Source organism: Nocardia sp. CDC159, from assembly GCF_023740735.1.
GTDB classification, from domain to species: Bacteria; Actinomycetota; Actinomycetes; order Mycobacteriales; family Mycobacteriaceae; genus Nocardia; species Nocardia pulmonis.
This window is the reverse complement of record NZ_JAMRXH010000010.1, coordinates 231164-248973: the sequence shown is the minus strand read 5'-3', so window position 1 is coordinate 248973 and position 17810 is coordinate 231164. Positions and strand designations below refer to the sequence as shown.

8 protein-coding genes are annotated in these 17810 nt (G+C 70.5%); 1 reads left to right on the top strand and 7 read right to left on the bottom strand.

The annotated features are described in order from the left end of the window. Nucleotides 1-2 precede the first annotated feature (2 nt). The 5 genes from NDR87_RS22955 to NDR87_RS22935 form a co-directional block, all read right to left on the bottom strand. Complete coding sequence (locus NDR87_RS22955; RefSeq protein WP_251914932.1) at nt 3-3059, bottom strand: AMP-binding protein; 3057 nt, start codon at nt 3057-3059, stop codon at nt 3-5. After that, nucleotides 3056-4249, bottom strand: a complete 1194-nt coding sequence (locus NDR87_RS22950) for a cytochrome P450 (protein ID WP_251914933.1) — start codon at nt 4247-4249, stop codon at nt 3056-3058. The genes NDR87_RS22955 and NDR87_RS22950 overlap by 4 nt, the downstream gene beginning before the upstream one ends. Further along, nucleotides 4246-8064, bottom strand: coding sequence for a type I polyketide synthase (locus NDR87_RS22945; protein WP_251914934.1), 3819 nt, complete (start codon nt 8062-8064; stop codon nt 4246-4248). The genes NDR87_RS22950 and NDR87_RS22945 overlap by 4 nt, the downstream gene beginning before the upstream one ends. A 189-nt stretch (nt 8065-8253) precedes the next feature. Next, entirely contained in the window at nt 8254-10569 is a 2316-nt protein-coding gene (locus NDR87_RS22940; RefSeq protein WP_251914935.1) for a pyruvate dehydrogenase, read from the bottom strand. Nucleotides 10570-10705: 136 nt separating this feature from the next. Continuing rightward, nucleotides 10706-13690, bottom strand: coding sequence for a BTAD domain-containing putative transcriptional regulator (locus tag NDR87_RS22935; protein WP_251914936.1), 2985 nt, complete (start codon nt 13688-13690; stop codon nt 10706-10708). A gap of 115 nt (nt 13691-13805) precedes the next feature. Here NDR87_RS22935 and NDR87_RS22930 point away from each other — a divergent pair, with 115 nt between their 5' ends. After that, nucleotides 13806-14288, top strand: coding sequence for an adenosine-specific kinase (locus tag NDR87_RS22930; protein WP_251914937.1), 483 nt, complete (start codon nt 13806-13808; stop codon nt 14286-14288). Between the two features lie 9 nt (nt 14289-14297). Here the strand turns inward: NDR87_RS22930 and NDR87_RS22925 are convergent, their stop codons facing one another. Both NDR87_RS22925 and NDR87_RS22920 read right to left on the bottom strand, forming a co-directional pair. Next, entirely contained in the window at nt 14298-16355 is a 2058-nt protein-coding gene (locus NDR87_RS22925; protein WP_251914938.1) for a DUF4157 domain-containing protein, read from the bottom strand. Further along, nucleotides 16348-17808 carry a DUF6519 domain-containing protein gene (locus NDR87_RS22920; RefSeq protein WP_251914939.1) on the bottom strand — a complete coding sequence of 487 codons (1461 nt, stop codon included), beginning with the start codon at nt 17806-17808 and terminating at the stop codon, nt 16348-16350. Before NDR87_RS22920 ends, NDR87_RS22925 begins: the two co-directional genes overlap by 8 nt. Nucleotides 17809-17810: the final 2 nt, after the last annotated feature.

Below are 17810 nucleotides of genomic sequence, written 5' to 3'. Positions count from 1 at the left end.
CGCTACTCTCCTATCGCGTCGAAAAAATGCCTGCCGACCCGATCGACGAATTCCGTCGCCACCCGCTCGCTCTGGTAGGTGAATTCGACCATCGCGGAACCGTCGCATTGCGGCCACACCTCGGTGATCAGCTCGAACGGGGCACGCTGGCGGGGCATGCGTCGAAATTCCGCGGTGCGGCCGGGCAGGGTCAATGCGGGACGTTCGTTGTTCTGCAGCGCGAACATCGTTTGATGGGGCGAGGTCCGGCCCGACTCGGGTCGCGGTGCCATCGCGGACAATTCGAGAAAAGGCACGTCCTGGCCGGACAGCGCGTCCTGCACGGCGGTGTGCAGCGCCGCGATGGCCCCGTCGCGGTCGTCCGCGCCGGCCAGGCGGACCCGCACGATGATCATGTCGATGAAGCAGCCGATCGCCCGCTGCCGAATCGGCGTCTCGCGCTTCACGATCGGCACGCCGATGCCGAAATCCGAGCGGCCCGTGACGGTGTGCAGCGCCCACGCGTAACAGGCGAACAGCACCGTGAATCGGGTGCTGCGGTGGTGTGCGGCCAACCGATCCACCCGCCGCATTCCGGCCGCGCCGATCCGACGCGCCCGGACGCCGACCGGCCCGGACGGGACAGCGGAGCGCGGCGCGGGAAAGTCCAGGAATGGGATGTCGCGCAGCGTATTTCGCCAGTATGCGCGCTGTGTCGCGAGGTCGGCGAGCGCGAGCTGGCGACGACGCTCGCTCTCCAGTTCCGCCAGGGTGGCGGTGGCCGCATCGAAACACGGCGCGGCGCGGCCGCTGCGCGCGGCGTAGCAGTCGCCGAGTTCCTTCGCCAACACCGCCTCCGACCATCCGTCGAAGGCGACGTGGTGCACCGCGACACCGAGCAGGCAGTCCGCGCCGACGTCCACGATCGCGGCGCGCCAGATCAGTCCCGCCGCGAGATCCAGCGGAGCGGTCAGCACGGCCAGCAGTTCGGTCTCGGCGGCGGTCGCGTCGGGGATGCGGCGCAGATCGATGAGCCGCACCGGCGGCGGGGGGTCGGGCAGCACCGCGACCGGATCCGCACCCAGGTGCCGGTACGCCGCGCGCAACGGCTCGTGGCGCAGGTGCAGATCGATCATCGCGTCGGTCAGCACGCTCCGCTCGACCGGACCGTCGATGCGCCAGACCATCAGGCAGTGATACGCCGGACTGGCCGGATCGGCGCGGTGGCGTGCCTCGAAGAAGGCTTGGATCGGCGACAGCGGCACCCGGTCGGCCGTCTCGACCGCGCATTTCCCGTCGGCGGCCGGGGCCGCCGTGGTCAGCCAGTGCGCCAGTTCGACCACCGTGGGGTAGCGCGTCAGGATCGACAGCGGAACCGGCAGGGACAGCCGCGCGGACAGCCGGGTCGCGAGCCTGCCCAGGCCCAGCGAATCGCCGCCGAGCGCGACGAACGAAACCTCGTGCGGCACGGTTCGCATGCCGAGCACCGAGCCGAAGGCGGCGGCGACCTCCGCCACGAACGGCAGCCGCGTCGTCCTCTCGTCCGGCCACACGGGTTCGATCGCGCTCCGATCGATGCGCGACAGCAGCGCCGCGCTGTCGAGTTTTCCGTTGTCGTTCCACGGAAAATCGGCCACCGCCTGCAGCAGCCGCGGCACCAGATACCCCGGCAGCCGGTTCTCCAGGTGCGCACGCAACCGCCGGGCGGTGTCACCGTCGGGGTGTTCGCCCCGATAGAACAGCGCGAGCCCGCGATAGCCACCCGCCGGATCGGGCAGCGGAACCGCGGCGCACCGACCGAGCCAGGGCAGTTCGGCCGCGGTGCGCTCGATTTCGGCCGGCTCGACGCGATGCCCGCGAATCTTGACCTGCCGATCGACTCGGCCGTCGAAGTAGAGCAGTCCGTCGGCGTCCCGGTATCCCACATCGCCCGTGCGATACGCCAGCCGCTGTGCCCCGTCCAGGTGCAGCGGCACGAACCGCGCGGCGGTCTGCTCGGGATCGGCCAGATAGCCCAGGGCCAGGCCGTCGCCGGTGAGCACGATCTCCCCGCGGCGTCCGGGCTCGAGGACCTCACCGTCGTCCCACAGGTGCACGCCGGTGTTGGGCACCGGCAGTCCGAGCGGAATCCCGTTCTCCCGCAGCCGATCCCCGGCCGTCACTCGGTAGGTGGTGGCGAAGATGGTGCTCTCCGCCGGGCCGTAGCAGTGCACCAACCGGATCGCCGGATGCCGCTCGACGAACCGCCGGACATGCTCCGGAGAGACCCGCTCCGCACCCACGAAAAGTTGCCCGATGCCGGTGAAACAGTCGAGGTCCTCGTCGACGAACATGGCGAACACCGAGGCGGTGAGCGACACCGTGTCGACGCCGTACCGCTCGACACCCGCGCGCAGCGCGCCCGGGGTGAGATACGGCTCGTCGATGATCACCGAGCAGCCGCCGTTCATCAGCACGCTCCACAACTCCAGGCCGAAGGCGTCCCAGGGCACGGCCGCAGCCAGCGGCATGACCGTCTCGGGCCCGAATCGCGCGAACGGGCAGTCCCCGAACAGCCGCACCGTCCCGCGATGCGGGGACACCACGCCCTTGGGTTTGCCGGTCGTTCCGGAGGTGAAGAACACCGCGCACGGGCTGGTGCCGGTGACTTCGACCGCCGGAGCATCCGGCCGCGACAGCGTGACCGCGCCGGATTCGGGCACCCGGCAGGTCGGCACGCCGCCCGCGCGCAGCAGTTCGTCGCTGATCACCACCGGCGGTGCGAGCAGCCCGAGCAGGTCGCGAATCCGCTCGTCGGGCCAACGGGGATCGAAGGCGGAATAGGCCGCGCCGCACTCCAGCACGGCCAGCAGCGCGACGACCAGCCGCGCCGAGCGCGGCATAATGACCGGCACGACGGTACCGGGTCCGACGCCGAGACCACGCAGCTCGGCGGCGAATATCCCCGCGGCCGTATCCAATTCGCGATAACCGATGCGTCGACCGTCGTGGATCAGTGCGATCGCCTCCGGCCGCTCGGCCGCGCACCGGCGAAACAACTCGTGGATCAGCTCGCCACGCGCATAGGGCCGCGCCGTCACCGCTCCTCCCCGCGCAATCGCACCGGCAGCTTGTCGATGCACATATGCCTGCCGTTCTCGTAGAACCGCCGCACGGGGCCCGCCGATTCGACGATCGGGATGCGGGCCAGCCCGCGTAGGACCGCGCTCAGTTCCGCCCTGGCCAGATGCACACCGAGGCAGAAGTGGATGCCGTGGCCGAAGGACAGATGCCGGTTCGCCGGGCGATCGAGGCGGAACTCGTCGGGTGCGTCGAACTCCTCGGGATCGCGATTCGCACTGCCGGACAACAGCATCACCCGGGCACCCACGGGAATGGTCGTCCCGCCCACCGACACCGCGCGGGCGGTGCGCCGGGTGCCGTGATCGACCGGCGTCCACAACCGCAGCGTCTCGTCGATCACCCGCGGCGCCAGGTCGGCCTCGCGGCGCAGTCGCCGTTGCAATTCGGGATCGGCGGCGAGGTGAGCGAGCAGGTGGCTGATCGCGTTCATCGTGGTCTCGTGGCCCGCGATGCTCAGCGGCACCAGGATGTTCGCCACATCCGCATCGGTCAGCGGGCGGTCGCCGAAGCGCTGGCCGACCAACCAGGACAGATAGTCGTCACGGGGTTCGGCTCGGGCACCGGCGATCTCGGCCGCGAACAGCGCGGTGAACTGCGGCCAGAAGCCGTCCGGATTGTCCTCGGTCGGCATCCGCCGCCAGGTGTTTGCGGTCAACTCCCGGATCCGCTCGCCCACCGTCGCCGAGACGCCGAGCGCCAGGCACAGCACGGTCAGCGGCAGCGGAACGGCGAGCCCGGCGACGAGATCCCCGCCGCCCCGCTCGACCAGCGGTCGCAGCAGATCGTCCACGACTCGATCGATCCGCGGCGTCAGCTCGCGCACCGCGGCCGGGGTGAGCGGGGGCTTCACCAGCGCGCGATAGGAGGTGTGGTGGGGCGGATCGAATTCCAGCGGTGGGAAATACGGCGTTCCGGCCGCACGCGGATGGAAGACGCCGTGCCCGGAGCGGAAGGTCTCGTGGTCGCGCAGGGCGGCGTGCACGTCGCGGTAGCGCCCGAGCACCCACACCCCGCCGTGTGCCGCCGTCCGGGTGACCGGGCAGCGGTCGCGGATCTCGCGATACACCTCGGTGGCCAGTTCGGGGGTGAAATCCGGATCGTGTGGGTCGAAGTTCCGCACGAATTTCTCGATGCGCGGATCGCTCATTCGGCGACCACCTCCGTCGGAGCCAGCGTCTCGGCCAGATAGTCGATCAGGGCCGCCGCGGTCGGACGGTCCCACAGCACCGAACCCGGCACCGCGACGCCGAACCGGTGGCCGAGGCGTTGCCGCACGGCCGTGGCCAGCAGGGAGTCCACACCCATCTCCGCCAGCGGCCGACGGAGATCCAATTCGGCCGGTTCGATGCGCAATTCGGTCGCCACGGCCGCGCGCACCGCGTCGGCCAGGTGGTCGCCGAGTTCGACGCCCGACAGCTCCGACCAGTCCGCCGGTCCCGGGCTCTGCTCGGCGACCAGATCGTCGCCGAGTTCGCGCTCGACCGCGCCGAATCGCACACCGGTCAGGAAGGCGATGCGGACGCCGTCGGGTCCGAGGAGTTCGATGTCCACGTCGACCTGCTCGGGTGCGTCCGAATCGGTCTGCGGGCCGGTGGGTTTCACCAGATCGACGGCGACGACGAGCTCCGTGTCGGGTGTGTCGACGAACCAGGCCGTGCGGAAGCGGCCCGGCATCCGCAGCATCGGCGTACCCGGAAAGATCATGGGAGCCACCGACAGTGCGGCGTCCAGCGCACTGCCCCACCGGCGCGCTCCGGTGTCGCCGGTGTCGATGCGGGCGATCAAACATCCCGCACCGCGCCGCAATTCGGTCACCCGCCAGGGAAATCCGATGCCGTCCACGCCGATTCGACGTAATCGGGTCGTGACCGCGCCCGGATCCAACCGCTCATCGCACCGCCGCCGGATCATCTCCGGATCGACGGGCCGGTCGAGCGGCTTTCCGCCCAGCGTCGCGGTGGCGTGGGTCAGCCAGCCGTGATCGGTGCGGTCGGTGACCAGACGCGAGCTCAGGCGCAGGGCCGAGTCCTGCGCGACGACCTGCAGATCGCGCGGGGCCGACAGCGAAACCGGCACGCGCAGTTCGAGATCGGTCAGCAGCACCGGCAGTTCGGTCCGCGCCGCGGCGACGAAGGTGTTCAGTACGACCGCGGCCGGAATCACTTCGGTGCCCAGGACGGCGTGCCCGCCGGGGTAGGGACGGGTCGCGAAGTCGAGCCGCGTCTGCCACAGTATGACCGGCGAGCCGCCCTGGACGACGGTGCGGCTGCCCAGCAGAGTCTGTTCCTCGGGATCGTGGCTGCTGGCGGCCCCGCCCGGACTCGATACGGCATCGACCCAGTACCTGCGATGCTGCCAGGCGATGTTCGGCAGGTCGGCCAGCTCGCCGGACGGCTGGAGTACCGACCAGTCGACCCGGGCGCCGTGGCAGTACAGCGCCGCGAGGTTGTCCAGTAGGGCGGCCTGCTCCGGCTGTCCGCGGCGCAGCGTGCACGCCACGAAGGCATCGTCGATGTGGTTGTGGGCCAGCGTTTCCCGGATCGAATGCGTCACCACCGGATGGGCGGAGATCTCGACGAACAGGCGGTGCCCGTCGGCCGCCGCGGCCGCGATCGCCGCCGCGAAGCGCACCGGATCGCCCAGATTCGCCGCCCAGTACTCCGCGTCGCGAGCATCGGTGGCGCGCGGATCGGCCAGCGCCGTGGAGTACACCGGCAGGGTCGGTTCCCCGGGCATGAGCGCCGCGAGCGCCTGTCGCAGATCGGGCAGCAGCGGTTTCATGTCCGGACCGTGGAAGGCCACATCGGAGTCGATCCACCGCACGGTGAGCTCCGCCGTGGCCTGCCACTGCGCGAGCACCTCCTCCACGGCGGCGCACGCGCCGGACAGCACCGTCGAATTCGGTGCGGCGGCAATGGCGGCCACCACGTCGCGGCGGCCCGACAGGCGCGCCTCGACCTCGGCGAAGGAGCGATCGACCAGCGCCATCCGCCCCTTGCCCGCCACGCGGCGCAGCAGCAGCGAGCGTCGGCAGATCAGCCGCGTCGCATCCCGGATGTCGAGCATGCCCGCACTCACCGCGGCCGCCACCTCGCCGACGGAGTGGCCGACGACGGCCGCGGGCCGCAGCCCATAGGACCGCCAGATCCGGTCCAGGCCGACCTGCACGAGGAAGATCAGGGTTTGGACCCGGGCGACATCGCCGAGGTCGTCGGACAGTAGGGCCTGTCGCGGCGAGAACCCCAGCTCCGCTTCGACGATCGGGGTCAGCTCGTCCAGGGCGCGCCCCAGCAGCGGCTCGCGGCGCAACAGGTCGCGGCCCATGCCGACCCACTGCGCGCCGTGTCCGGAGAACACCCAGACCGCGTCGCGGCCGCGTGTCGCGCGCGACACGCGTGCCGACGCGATGCCGACCACGTCGTGCCCGGCTGCCAGTTGCCGCAGCCGGGTGGCCAACTGGGCGCGGTCGGCGGCGACCACGCAGGCGCGCGCATCCAGATGGGCGCGGCGGTGGGCGAGCGTATGGCCCACCGATTGCAAAGGCGCATCATGGGTTTCGAGCCAGTCGGCCAGGCGTGCGGCGGTCGCGCGCATACCCGCCGTCGACGCATGCGACAGCGGATACAGCCGCGGGCCCGCGCCGACGGGTGGTTCGGAAACGGGTTCGGCCGCGGGCGCCTCCTCGACGAGGACGTGGGCGATGGTGCCGCCGTAGCCGTAGTTGGCGATTCCGGCCCGGCGCGGCCGATCGGCCGCGGGCCACGCGGTGCGCCGGTCGACGATGCGCAGTCCCGAGCGATCCCAGGCGATGGCCGGATTCGGCTCGGTGGCGATCACCGTGGGCGGAATCTCGGCGTGGGTCAGCGCGAGCACGACCTTCATCACCCCGGCCACCCCCGAGGCCGCCTCCAGGTGACCAATGTTCGTCTTCACCGAACCGATCAGGCACGGCCGGTCGGCGGCTCGCCCGGTACCCACGACCGCGCTCAGTGCGCCGATCTCGATCGGATCGCCCAGGGCCGTGCCGGTGCCGTGCGCCTCGATGTAATCGACTGTGCCGGGGTCGATTCCGGCGTCGCGGCAAGCCTTGTGGACCATATGTTCCTGCGCGGCGCCGCTGGGAGCCATGATGCCGTCGGTGCGGCCGTCCTGACAGACCGCGCTGCCCGGGATCACCGCCAGCACCCGATGGCCGTGCCGCCGCGCGTCGCGCAGCCGCTCCAGCACCAGCACGCCGCAGCCCTCACCGCGCCCGTACCCGTCGGCCGAGGCGTCGAACGCCTTCGACCGGCCGTCCGGAGACGTCGCGCCGGCGGCTGCGAGCACCAGCGCGAAGCTCGGGCTCGCGACCAGCATCACACCACCGGCCAGTGCGAGTGTGCTCTCCCCCGCGCGCAGGCTCTGGCAGGCCTGATGCACCGCGACCAGCGAGGCCGAGCAGGCGGTGTCCACCACAATGCTCGGTCCGCGCAGATCCAGCGCGTAGGACACCCGATTGGCCACCCCGCACAGCGAGGAGCCGATCCCCATCCACGCCTCCAGCCGGGGCAGATTCTCGAGCAGGCGGCGACCGTAGTCGTCGCAGCAGACGCCCATGAACACGCCCGTATCGCTCCCCGCGAGGGCCTGCGGATCTATCCCACTGTGCTCCAGAGCTTCCCAAGCCACCTCGAGCGTCATCCGCTGCTGCGGATCCATGAGCTCGGCCTCGCGCGGGGCTATGCCGAAGAATTCGGCGTCGAATCCCGCGATGTCGTCCAGATATGCGCCCAGCGGGTTGGCCTGGCGCAGCGCCGCGGCATTGCCGTCACCCGCCGCCCGATAACCGGCCCAACGCTCGGGCGATATCTCGCCGACGACATGGCGGCCCGATTTCAGGAATTCCCAATAGCTTTCGGGGCTGTCGATGCCGCCGGGAAAACGGCATGCCATGCCGACGACAGCAATGGGTTCCGCGGTCATATGGCCTCCACTACAGGATGGTTGTCGAACCTGCGTCAACACCCCCGTGACGCCGAAAACCGTAGCAGCAGAAGCTTTTAGAACTCCATGATAATTCGTCAATTATGCATAATGCCCCGCTCCCGCCAGCGGATGGCGCAGTGATACTCGGTTGTTTCCGCCGTTGCATCGGCTCTCGCGCCGCGATGTTCAGGAAAGATCCAGGGCGGCCGAGACGATGCTGTCGGTGTCGATGCCGTGCAGGCGGTAGACGTCGTCGAGATCTCCGGCCTGGCCGAATTCGGTGACACCCAGGCCGATGTGGCGGACCCGGGATACGGTGGCGAGGAAGGCGAGGGTGTGGGGGTGGCCGTCGAGGACGGTGATCAGCGGGGTGCGGCGGTGTTCGGGGAAGAGCTGATCGAGGATCCAGGTCTCCCCCGTACCGCGGCCCTGGCGCGCCCGCAGGGCGCGGAACAGCAGACCCGGGCTGGTGACGCAGAGGACATCGGTGGCGACGCCGACCTCGTCGAGGCGCCGCGCCGCGGCCAGGGCCTCGGGCAGCACCGCGCCCATGGCGGCGATGGTCAGCGCCGGATCGGCGGTGCGGCGCAAGGGATATCCGCCCGCGACTACCTGGCGGCGACGACGCTCCCGGGCCGCACTGTCGGTGGGCACGTCGGCGAGGGTCTGGTCGATCGGCCGCGTGGACAGCCGCAGGTAGGCCGAGCCGCCATCGGGTCGGCCCAGGCGCGCCAGGCAGGCGAGCAGGGTCCACTCGGCGTCGAGGGCGAAGGCGGGCTCGTAACCGACGCAGCCGGGCTGTTCCAGGGCGATCGACGGCGTGGTGATCGATTGGTGCGCACCGCCTTCCGCGGCCAGCGTGACGCCCGAAGGCGTGCCGACCAGCAGTGACTGCCCGCCCGCGTACATGCCGAACGACCACGGCTCGAGCGCGCGCTCCACGAACGGGTCGTAGACGACGCCGATCGGGAACAGTGGGCGGCCCCAGCGGCTCCAGGTGGCGCCGAGCTCGCCGAGCAGGCCGACGAGATTGGTCTCGGCGATGCCCAGCTCCATATGCTGCCCGGTGGGCTTCTCGCGCCAGTGCAGCAGAGTCTCGCGGTCGTCGGCGAACCAGTCGTGCCGTTCGCTCGGCGACCACACGCCCACCTTGTTCACCCAGCCCGCGAGATTGGTCGTCGAACTCACGTCCGGGCTGACCGTGACGACCCGCCGGGCCGCCTCGGGCGCCTCCCGAGTCAGGTCCAGCAGCGCCCGGCCCAGCGCGGCCTGGGTGGAGGAGGTGCCCTTGGGGGTCCGACCGAAATCGGCGGGGACCGAAGGAGGTTGAGTGATCGCGGCGGGCTCGCGGCGCAGCCGTTCGGCGGTGGCGCGGCACAGTCGGCCCGGATCGCTGTCGGCCGGGAACCGTTGCCAGGGCCGCTCCGGGTCGATGCCGAATTCGGGTGCCAGGCGGCGGTATTCGTCGACACTCAGCAGCGAGGAGTGGTTCTGCGGATGACCTTCGATGGGCAGGCCGTAGCCCTTGATGGTGTAGGCGAGAATGACGGTGGGGCGGGTGTCATCGATCTGCCGATAGGCGGCCGACAGTGCCGACAGGTCGTGACCGCCGAGGTTGCGGATGGCGGCGGCCAGGGTGGCGTCGTCGAGCGCGGCGATCAGCGCCGCGATCTCCTCGCGCCCGGACCCGTTGCCCGGCAATCGCTTTCGCAGCTCCTCGGCGTCGCAACGCAGCAGCCGCTGATACTCCGGGTTCGGCATGTCGAGGATGCGGGTCCGCAACTCGGCCCCGCCCGGGCGGGTGAACAGCGATTCGAGCAGTCGCCCGAACGCGACGGTGATGACCTGCCATCCGGCCGCGTCGAACATCTTGGCCAGCCTGCGCGCGGCGATATGCGGCACCACCCGGTCCAGCGACTGCCGGTTGAGATCGACGATCCACACCACCTCGCCCAGGTCGACCACGCCCGGGTCGAGAATGGCCTCCCACACCGCGCCCTCGTCGAGTTCGGCGTCGCCGACCAGCGAGTACTGCCGTCCGGTTCCGGCGTCCCCGCCATGGGCGTTGACGTAGCGGCGCGCCACCGCGCCCCAGATCGGCGCGGTCGCGCCGATACCCACCGAACCGGTCGAATAATCCACCGGATCGGGATCTTTCGTCCGGCTCGGATACGCCTGCAGCCCCCCGAACTCACGCAGCCGGGTCAGATAGGACTCGTCGAGCTCGCCCAGCAGGTAGTTGACCGCGTGCAGTACCGGCGACGCATGCGGTTTGACCGACACCCGGTCCCCGGGGCGCAGGTGCTCGAACCACAGCGAGGTCATGATCGAGACCATCGAGGCGCACGACGCCTGGTGCCCGCCGACCTTCAGCCCGCTCGGATTGGGCCGCACCCGATTGGCGTGATGAATCATCGCCGTCGACAACCACAGCACCCGGCGCTCGATCGCGGCGAGTGCGTGCGGGTCGGCCCCCAGCTCCGGCTCCGTGACGGCGTGCATCAAATCTCCTCGATCGATTGTGCAGAACTGCCGAACAGTGCAACAACCTCGCGAAATCTGCGCAATACCCGCTTGTGGGCATGAGCATATTGCACACCGTCGAGCGATGCGGCGGACGCGCAGTGCACCGGAATGCTCACACGGAGGTCACGGCGCGACCGCCCCGCGCGGTGCCGGATTCGGCGGCGGGCTCGGCGTCCGGCAGCGCCACGCCGATGCGCCGGCTCAGCTGCTCGACCTTGCGCAGGATCGGCTCGGCCTCCGCGGCCCGACCGGCGGCGGTCAGCGCCCGCCCGTGCACGCGCATCGCCCGCAGCCGCCGAACCGTCGCCGAGACCTCGGTGAGCGCCCGCACGGCCTCCGCGGCGATCGGCACGGCCGCCTCCGCGTCGCCGCCGTAGAGGATCACCTCGGCCAGGCGGGTCAGCGCCCAGCCCTCCTGATGCCGCCGCCCGCCGCGGCGCGCCACGTCCAGCGCCGCGACGCACAGCTCGCGCGCGGTCGTGGGGTCACCGCGTTGCAGCACCGCGAATCCCAACTCGTGCAATGCCATCGACTCGATCCGCAGGCTGCCGACCAGCCGAGCGATGAGCAGAGCCCGCTCGGCCGCGTCCACGGCCTCCGCCCAGCGCCCGGCGTCGCAGTAGGCGCGGGCGATCGTCGCCCAGCTCATGCCCTCGCCCCACTGCGGGCCGGCCTGACGGACCAGCTCGATGGCCCGCCGGAAGTGTTCCACGGCATCGTCCAACCGGCCCTGATAGGTTGCGGCCGTGCCGAGCATCTGCTCGGCGATGATCATGCCGGGCCGGTCGCCCACCTCGCGCAGAACCGCACCAGCGCAACGCAGTTCACGTCCGGCGCGCAGATCGCCCATCCCGACCAGCCGGGCGATGGCGGCGGCCAGCTGGGCCCGGGCCATGGTGCGGCGATCCCCGTCGGCCGCGGCGGCCCGGCCCAGGACCTCGAGCGCCTGCGCCACTTGGGGCAGATGTTCCCCGGCATCGCCGGCCACCGCGAGCAGCAACGCGAGATCCACTGCGAGCGTGCGGGTTCGAGGATCCGGCAGAGTGGCCGCCTGGCGATAGAGCGCCACCAGGCCGAAGCGCTCCGAGGTCGCCCACACGGTGCACTGCCGCTCGTCGGCGAACCGCTGCCCGGCTGCGTCGGTCACGGCATAGTAGTCGGTACCCACCCCCGGGTCACGCAGTTCCGCAACGTTTTTGGCGGTGGCGAGGTAGAAGTCGGCCAGCCGCCGCAGGGCCCGCGGCCACTCCTCCCGATGCTCTCGGTCGGCCACCTCGCGCCCGAACAGGCGCAGCAGGTCGTGGTAGCGGTAGCGGCCCGGTTCCGGCGATTGCACCATGCTCAGGTCGACGAGCGTTTCGCACAGCCGCTCGGCCTCGGCCGGCTCGCGGTCGAGCAGGGAGGCGATGGCGGCGACCGACAGATCGGGTGCGTCGGAGAACGTCAGCAGCACGAAGGCGCGAGCCAGTTCGGGGTCGAGTTGCCGATAGCTGTGCCGGAAGACCGATTCCACGGTGGTCTGGCCGACCGTGAACTCGGCCAGCCGGCCGCGCTCGTCGGCCAGCCGCTCGGCGACCGCGGCCAGCCGCCAGGTCGGCCGGCTCGCGAGCCGAGCGCCGACGATGCGCAGCGAGACCGGCAGCCGGCCGCAGGCACGCAGGATCTCCTGTGCCGCATCGGGTTCGGCCGACACTCGCTGCGCCGACACCATGCGCTCCAGCAGCGTGCGCGCCTCCTCCGGGGTCAAAACGTCCAGCGGAACCAGCCGCGCGTCGAACAGCTCGGCCAGGCTGGAACGGCTGGTGACCAGCACCGCGCTCGCACCCACGCCCGGAAGCAGCGGCGTGAGCTGGTTGACGTCGCGCGCGTTGTCCAGCACCAGCAGCATCCGTCTGTGCGCAACGGTGCTGCGCCACAGGGCCGTTCGCTCCGGCAGGTCGGGCGGCACGTCGCCCGGATCGACGCCGACCGAGCGCAATGCGACGGCGAGCAGCACATTCAGCGGCCGCGGGCGCTCGTCCATGCCGCCGAGGTCCAGATACAGCAGGCCGTCGGGGAATCGTTCGCGCACCCGATGCGCGAGATGCACTGCGAGAGTCGTCTTTCCGACGCCTCCCATGCCGGTGATCGCGACCACGGGACGTCGATCGGAGTCCGCGCCCAGCTCGGCGGCGAGTTGGCGGATCAGATCGTCGCGGCCGACGAAATCGGCGATGTCGGGCGGAAGCTGCCGTACCACCGGCGCCGGCCGATCGGGCCCCGGTTCGCCCCTCGGCGACAGGTCGATCGAGTTCGGCGCCGGCGGCCGCGCCGCGAGAATACGCTGATGCAACTGCACCAGCCGGGGGCCGGGTTCCAGGCCGAGTTCGTCGGCGAGCAGGCGGCGCGCGTTGCGGTACACCTCGAGCGCCTCGACGCGCCGACCGCCGGCGTCCAGTGCGAGCATCAGCAGTTCGTGCCACCGCTCGCAGTGCGGCTCGGCCGCGATGAGTGCCTCCAGTTCCGCCACCGCGGCCGAATGCCGGCCGAGATCCATCGCGACGGCCATCGCGGATTCGCGCAGGGTGGAGCGCAGCCGACGCAGGCGGGTGCGCTCGCTCTCGGCCCACGGCCCGGGCAGGCCGACCAGCGGGTCCCCACGCCACAGCCGCAGCGCCGCGGCGAGTTTCGCCTCGGCCTGTTCCGCCGCCCCCGAATCGCGATCGGCCTCGGCACCCGCGATCAGTGATTCGGCCTCGGCGACATCGGTTTCCACCGGCACGGTCAGCTGGTACCCGCCGCGGGTCGAGGCCAGCCACTCGGCGCCCGCGCCCGTGCGGCCGTGCGCATCGAACTGGCGACGCAGGGCGAGTACCAGATTGCGCAGCACCCCGACCGCCGTCGCGGGCTGCCTATCGGCCCACAGGCGCCCGGTCAGCTGCGCCGTCGACAACGTCCTCCCCCGCTCGGCCGCGAGTACGGCCAGCACCACCAACTGTTGCGGCGCGGCGATATTCAGACGGCTCTCACCCAGCCACACCTCGACCGCGCCGAGCAGATGCAGTCGAAGAACCCCCGAACCCGTCTCGCCACCACACCGGTCCTGCCGTCCTGCCAAGCAAATCCCTCACATCCGGCGCGGATGCCACCGCGCCACCAGCGAGCTTACTTCCGATCAACAGTTTCGGCCCATTTTTCGGTGCGGGACAACCTGTTCGGCGCATCATGGACCGATGGAACTGACTGCCGTGCGCATCGACAAACCCGACGATCTCAACGTCATCATCGGCCAGTCCCACTTCATCAAAACCGTCGAGGACCTGCACGAGGCCCTGGTGGGCACCGGCCCCCACCTGAGATTCGGCCTGGCCTTCTGCGAGGCCTCCGGCCCCCGTCTGGTCCGCCGTTCGGGCAACGACCCCGACCTGATCGAACTCGCGACCAAGAACGCCACCGCCGTCGCCGCGGGCCACTCGTTCATCGTCTTCCTGCGCGAGGGCTACCCGGTCAACGTCCTCAACGCCATCCGCCGCGTCCCGGAGGTCTGCGCAATCTTCTGCGCCACAGCGAATCCGGTGGACGTCCTGATCGCGGAGACCACGCTGGGCCGCGGCATCGTCGGTGTCGTGGACGGTCAGCCGCCGCTGGGCGTGGAGGGTCCGCAGGATCAGGCCGATCGCCGCCAATTGCTGCGGACCATCGGCTACAAGCTCTGAGTCCGGCGCTCACAGCAGGGCCTTGCGGGTGACGGTGAGTTCGCCTGCCTGCTCCAACGCCTCGATCACCGGGCCGAGTTTGGTTCGGTTGTCGATGATCAGGTCGAAGGTATAGCCCCTGCCCTTCGCCCATTTGGCGTACGCGCTGATCTGGTTGACCGCGCGGGCGTCTCGACCCAGGTCGGTGACGTTCTTGATTTCCACCAGCACCTTTTTCGCCTGGTCCAGGACATCGGGGATGAATTTGTCCTTGCCCACCCAGATGGGGGTCTTCCTCGCGAAGGGGTCGCCACCGCCGCGCACCTCGCCGATATCGCCCTTGATTCCGGCCTCCTGCGGCGGAGCACCCTTGGGCGCGCCGGTCTCTCGCATCCTGGGCGCGGCGCTTGCCTCCTGTTCCGCCAGATGCTTGCCCTTCGCCTGCACGTCCGCCAGCTCTTCCGCGATCTCCTGATCGGTGAATTGGCTCGGGGTGCCCGGTTTACGCGGCCCGGACCCGGGGGCACCGGCCTTGGACGGATGCACCTTGGGCGGCACCAGATCGGAGACCTTCGCCGGTGCGGTGCGGGTGGGCAGGGCGCGCGATTCCAGCGCCGCCGCGCCCTTGGTGTCGGGAACGGGCATTTCGACGCCGCCCACGTTCGTCTCGGCGACCTCGGGCAGCATCTCCGCCATCAGCGCGCGCAGCTTGCCGAGCAGGGCCTTGAACTTCTCGAAGACCTCGGCGGCCCTGCCGCTCATCGACTTTCCGATGCGCGCCACCCATTCCACGGCCTGGCCGAGCATGCGGCCCACCGCGCGCACCACGGTCACGACGCCCTCGACGGCGCGGGCGGCGATCCGGCCGGCGAGCTCGGCCGCGCCCTTGACGATATTGCCGATGGCGTCCGAGGCGACCAGCAGGACGATCTCGAACAGCACACGCCCCACGACCTTGCCGATATCGCGGCCGAACGAGTACCAGTCCTCCTCCGCCAGCGCGAGGATGTCCTTGGCCGCGCCGCGCCCGAACGAACGCACCTTCGCCAGGGCCGCCTGCGCGACCAGCTCGGCCATCCCGCTCAGCGCCTGCCAGGTCTCCTTGGGATTCTTCAGCAGATCCGCGACGAGACCCTTGATGCCCCCGCCCTCCGCGAGGGCCTGCTCGAGGCGCGGACCGTATTTCGCGGCCAGCGGCGGCAGCGTCTCGTAGGCGAATGCCGCGGTCTTGTAGGGCAGGGTGACCAGGGTCCACAGACCCTCGACCAGGCCCCACAGACCCTGGCCCAGACCGATGACGAGGCCGACCAGATACCCACCGGCGTACTTGGCGGCATTGATCGGGCCGAAGTCGTCGAACTTCTTGTCGATGCGGGCCTGCTGGTCCGCTTCGACCGAGGCCAGCCCACCGCGCAGCCCGCGCAGGAATTCCCGGGCGATCGTCCACGACGTCGGCCCGAGCACCGCCTCCCCGGCGCGGGTCACCAGGGCGTTGTCGAGCGCCCCGAGCGAGACCTTCGCATCCGGATCGTCCTGATCGGCGGGCTGTCTGGCCAGCACGACCGACCCGCGGGCCTGCTGCGCGACATGGGTGAGCTCGTGGGTGAGCGTCTGCCGACCCGCCCGGGTATCGGGTGCGAACCGGCCCGCGCCGAACACGATATGTGACCCGACTGTATAGGCTGCGGCGTCGACCGCCCGCGCGGAGGACTCCGCACGCGGGCCGGTGTGGATGCGCACGTCGCTGAAGTCGGCACCGAGTCGTGTCTCGGCATCGCGCCGCAGCCCGGCGGGCAGGGTGGCGCTTGGCTCCGAAAGCGCCGCGCGGACCGAACTTTCGGCCTCCGGACGCAGCGGCCGTTCCTCGGAGCCGTGCGCGTGCGGTTCGGGCCCGGGCGCGGTCGCCGCCAGCTCGCGCCGGTCGGAGGGCGTCGTCATACGCAGCGGAATCGCCGCCAGATCCGTTCCGTACCAGGCGGGCTCGTCCGCGATCTCCGGCGTGGTTCGCGAATGCTCCTGACCGGCGGCGCTTTTCGGCGGCGCGGTCGCCGACCGTGCACGTCTGGAAAGGTGAGCATGCTCAGGCATCGGGCAGATGATCGAACTGGTGACGGCGATCGGTGGCCTTGCCCTGGCCGTCGATGAAGGCCAGGGCCGCATAGTGATAGCGCACGCCGTCGGGCAGGCGCGGAATCGGCCCGTCCTCACCCTGCGGCCATTCGATATCGCCGGTCACGGTGCGTGCCGCGAAGATCCAGTGATCTCCGGGCCGATAGGTGCCGGTGACGCGGTCGTTGTCGCCGTCACTGGGCATGGGCTGCGAACGCGGCGGGGTGAACAGCACCTCCAGCCCGTCTTCCACTGCGATCCAGACGTTTTCGACGATCGGCAGCGCGCCGTCCGCCGCGATGTTCTGCTTGTCGGAGTCGTACCGCGTGGGTGCGCTGTGATCCCACCGGCGCAGCATGGGATGCCTGCTCCGATGCATCCCGCACTCCCCCGGGGTCCGTCCCGACAGCGTGACCGTGCGGGAATCGGCGTCGATGGCGGTCACCCGAAGCAGCGCGGGCGCCCGCTGCACCGTGGTGAGATCGCGATCATCGGCGACCCGGGCAGCCACCGCATCATCGGTGAGTTCGACCCAGTCCCCGATCTCGAGTCCCAGTTTCCCGTCGCGCCCCAGCGAGGCGAGCCGCACCTGATTACCGCTGACGGAGACGACCGGAAAGACCACCGACCCATTCTCTCGCGACCACTTGAAGGTCGCCCCGCTCAACGCCTTTCGTCTTCCCTGCTCGGGGAGCACGGCCGCGGGCCCACCGCTGTGCACCTCGATCCGATAGAGCTGATTCTCGGGCCCGCGGAACCTCGCCTCCGGCGGCAGGTGGCACGGATCGGCATCGACATCGTGCGGCCGTCGAGCACGAGCGACCATCCGTCCCGGCCGCGGGTGCGCCTCGGCAAGCCGATTCGCCAGTACGGTCACCACCCTCGTGCCCGGATCGCGGGTCACCGGCAACGTCGCCAACTGCCAGACCACCCGCGCCCGCGCCGCCGTGTCCGGGCCGGGATCACCGAGCGCGACCTCGCGAATGCGCGGCGCCTGTACCGAGTTGACCAGCTGTTCCCACACCCGCAGATAGGCGACGAACGGCTTGCCCTGCGGCAGTTGGTCACCGGGGGCGTCGGGGTCGAGGAAGCCATCGGGCTGGTTCCAGTAGCCGGTCCAGGTGGTGTCGTCGTCCCGATCGCCGCCGTCGTTCTCGACGAGCAGGCCGTCGACATACATGCGGCCGGGACCGATCGCCAGCTCGGCGATCTTGCCGTCGTCACCCTTGACGACCCGGATCTCGAATCCGGCGTCGCGCTTGGGCGCGGCGGCCGGGCCGACGATATCGGCGACGACCGTACGCAGATAGTGCAGCATGATCCGGGCGTGCTCGTTGAAGTCGGCATCCAGTTGCACCCGGCCCTGCTGGAACAGCACCGCGGCGAAGTGGTCGGCCGCCTGGAAGGTCTGGCGGGAGAAGTCGCCGTGCATCG